This is a genomic window from Rhizobacter sp. P1_G5 (genome assembly GCF_056405435.1).
In genome coordinates this window covers 1-2472 of record NZ_JBFUCB010000777.1, presented here as the reverse complement: position 1 = coordinate 2472, position 2472 = coordinate 1, and the positions used below count along the sequence as shown (strand labels likewise).

Annotated in this window: 3 protein-coding genes; 2 read left to right on the top strand and 1 reads right to left on the bottom strand. The window is 68.0% G+C overall.

From position 1 onward, the window contains the following. A partial coding sequence (locus AC1D12_RS30905) for a LysR family substrate-binding domain-containing protein (RefSeq protein WP_477845031.1) occupies positions 1-526 on the top strand: 526 nt, incomplete at its 5' end. Between the two features lie 19 nt (positions 527-545). Here AC1D12_RS30905 and AC1D12_RS30900 read toward each other — a convergent pair. After that, positions 546-1109: a TetR/AcrR family transcriptional regulator gene (locus tag AC1D12_RS30900; RefSeq protein WP_477827414.1), complete on the bottom strand. Its 564-nt coding sequence runs from the start codon at positions 1107-1109 to the stop codon at positions 546-548. On the opposite strand from AC1D12_RS30900, the gene AC1D12_RS30895 reads away from it, so the two are divergent. Next, positions 1108-2472, top strand: a 1365-nt coding sequence (locus AC1D12_RS30895) for a 2OG-Fe(II) oxygenase (protein WP_477845030.1), incomplete at its 3' end; no start/stop codon positions are given. The genes AC1D12_RS30900 and AC1D12_RS30895 overlap by 2 nt on opposite strands.

Below are 2472 nucleotides of genomic sequence, written 5' to 3'. Positions count from 1 at the left end.
CCCCAGGCTCGTGCGCCAACTGCGCGCCGGCCGATTGGCGGCAGCTTTCATCGCGCTACCCACGGAGGCCTCTGGTCTTGACGTGATGGAGCTTGACCGGGTGCCGATGATGGTGGCGATGCCATCGTCCCACGGCCTGGCCCGGCGCCGAACCGTCCGGCTCGCCGATCTCGCCGCAGAGGTCATTTTCTGGTTCGAGCGTGCGCGTCAGCCTGCGTTCTACGACCACTGCCAGCGTGTTTTCGCCCATCACGGCTTTGCGCCGCGGAAGGTCAAGGAGCCGGCTGACCATCACGTGTTGCTGGCCGATGTGGCGGGTGGGCGTGGCATTGCCTTGCTGCCAAGATCGTTCGCGGGGTTGCGTCGGGCAGGTGTTTCCTATCGGTCTCTGGTCGAGGGCGAGGAGCTGGCCGTCGGCATCGGATTGGCCACGCCTCGAAACAAGGAGGTCGTGCGGGACTTCCTGGTCGTCGCGGGCCTCGGTACCAGCAAGGCGCGCGAGGTCAAGGCGCCGAGGGCCGGGTAGGAAGGCGAAGGCGGCCCCCTCAGGCCTTGCACCTGGGAGCCGCCTCGATGCCCAGCGCGGCATAGGCCATCGCCGCTTCGGCGGCATAGCCGACCGGCATGACATTGCCGGCGGCGCTGGACAACTGAAAGGCGCCTTCCATCATCGCGAGCAGGCCTGCGGCGAGCGTGTCGGCCGTGACCGTGCTGCGCCGTTCCTCGGCGAGGCAGTCGGCGACGAGCTGGCGCAGCGCCGCGAGTTCTTCGGCAATGGCCTGCTCGTACAGCGCGCGCACCTCGGGCTGTCGCACGGCTTCGGCGCCCACCATCACCCAGGCCGCCACCATGTCGGGCGCCGCGCCTGCACCCAGCCCCAGCCGCGCCTGCACATAGGCCTGCAGGCGTTCGCGTGGTGAAGCCGAGGCATCGGCCAGCGCCGCGAAGCGGTTGCGAGCGTATTCCACGATGGCCTGCACCAGCGACATCAGGATCTCCTGCTTGCTCTTGAAGTGGTAGTGCAGGAGTCCTGGCGTCAGCCCGGCTTCGCGGGCGATCGCCTGCACCGTGGCCTTCTCGTAGCCGTGCTGTGCCATGACCGGCAGCATGGCCGCCACGATCGAGGCGCGGCGGCTTTCGGTGTTGATGGTGCTTCGGGTGCGGGCCATGGCGACAGATATTTTTGGCTATGCGACCAAATTATCGTTGCAATCGGCCGGCTCGGGCTTTAGAGTTTCGATAAGTTGGTTGATTGACCAAATAATGAAACGGAAGCCCATGACGAAGCCTGCAGCCGACATCCCCTGCGCCGCGTCTTCGGTGTCGCCGCTGGCGGCCGACGCCGGGTTCTGCATGCTCATCCCCGGCTTCCTCACCAGGCAGGAGTGCCGTGAGCACATCGCGCAGAGCGACGCGCGCGGATTTGAGGGCGCCGGCAGCCACTACCCGCCTTCGTACCGCAACAACGAACGCCAGGTCGTCGACGATCCGGTGCTGGCGCGGCGCCTCGGCGAGCGCCTGTTCGTGCACGTGCCCGAGCATCTGCTGCTCGATGGTCAACGCTGGGCGTTCGACAGCCTCAACGAGCGTTTCCGATTCTGTCGCTATGGCGCGGGTCAGCAGTTCAATGTGCACCGGGACGGCGTGCACTACCGCGGGCCTGATCGCCGCTCKTGCCTGACCTTCATGGTCTACCTCACCGATGGCGATGCATTCGGCGGCGGCGACACCGTCTTCTACTCCGCTGGCCCGGGCGGCGAGACCGGTGGAGCCCCGGCGCGCGAGATCGGCCGCGTGCGGCCCTGCGCCGGCAGCCTGATCGTCTTCGATCACAGCCTGTGGCATGCAGGCGCGGTGGTGACCCAGGGCGTGAAGCACATTCTTCGAAGTGACGTGCTGTACCGCCGCGAAGGAGAGAGCCGACCGCAAGGTGCTTTCGAGCCCGGCCACGACGGCTACGTGTGGACGATGGCGCGGCTCGGCGAAGACCTGCTGGCCAGCGGTGGACGCGACGGGCTGATCCGCCTGTGGCGCCTCGACGGTGCGTCGCACGGAACGCTGCCGGGCCATCGCCAATCGGTGCTCGGACTGGCCGCGCTGGCCGACGGCAGCCTGGCATCGATCTCGCGCGATGGCGACCTGCGCCTGTGGGACGTGCAAGCAGGGACGTGCACGCGTGTCGTGAAGGCGCATGCCGGCAGCGGCCTTGCGGTGCTCGCTCTGCAAGACGGCACGTTGGCGACCGGCGGCGCCGATGGATCTGTCCGGCATTGGCAGGCCGACGGCTCACTGATCGCGACGCACGACGGTCACGGCGGTTGGGTGTGGTCGCTGGCCGAGTCCGCGCAGGGGCAGCTGGTCTCGGCCAGTGAGGACGGGGCGCTGCGTGTGTGGGACCTGCGTGCCGGCCGTTGCATCGCCACGCTGCCGGGCGCTGCACCGCTGCGTGATGTGGTCGCGCTGGGTATCGAC

Bases quoted from the DNA above. Each gene is read 5' to 3' on its own strand.
- AC1D12_RS30900 (WP_477827414.1), bottom strand. From the start codon at position 1,109: ATGCTGCCGGTCATGGCACAGCACGGCTACGAGAAGGCCACGGTGCAG.